Source organism: Pseudomonas sp. DCB_AW (genome assembly GCF_026240895.1).
GTDB lineage: Bacteria > Pseudomonadota > Gammaproteobacteria > Pseudomonadales > Pseudomonadaceae > Aquipseudomonas > Aquipseudomonas kermanshahensis.
The window spans coordinates 1-396 of sequence record NZ_JAPFCE010000201.1 but is presented as its reverse complement, the minus strand read 5'-3'; the positions used below and the strand labels follow the sequence as shown (position 1 = coordinate 396).

The 396-nt window shown below is 56.8% G+C and carries 1 protein-coding gene; it reads right to left on the bottom strand.

What is annotated here, in order from left to right; genetic code table 11:
* The coding region (locus tag OO306_RS28495; RefSeq protein WP_265970404.1) for a hypothetical protein at positions 1-392 on the bottom strand (392 nt) is incomplete at its 3' end.
* Between the last annotated feature and the right edge of the window lie 4 nt (positions 393-396).

Genomic DNA, 396 nt, shown 5'->3' with positions numbered 1-396 from the left:
TGGTGATGGTGGTGTGAGGAGACGGTGACCTGGGTCCCTTTGCCCAGCCACGGGGGGGTAGAACTTATGTAAGTCAATCCCTGACGGAAATCTGCTGCACAGAAATAAACGGCCGTGTCCTCACTTTTCACACTATTCATTTGCAGAAACGCCGTGTCCTTGGAGTTGTCTCCGGAGATGGTGAATCGGCCCTTCACGGAGTCTGCATAGCGCGTACTACCAGCATTCCAGCTAATAGCTGCTACAAACTCACGCTCCTTTCCTGGAGCCTGGCGGAACCAGCCCATGGAACGCCGACTGAGGGTGCCTCCAGAGGCTGTACAGGAGAGTCTCAGAGAACCCCCAGCCTGCACCAATCCTCCTCCAGACTCCTGCAGCTGCACCTGGGCCATGGCC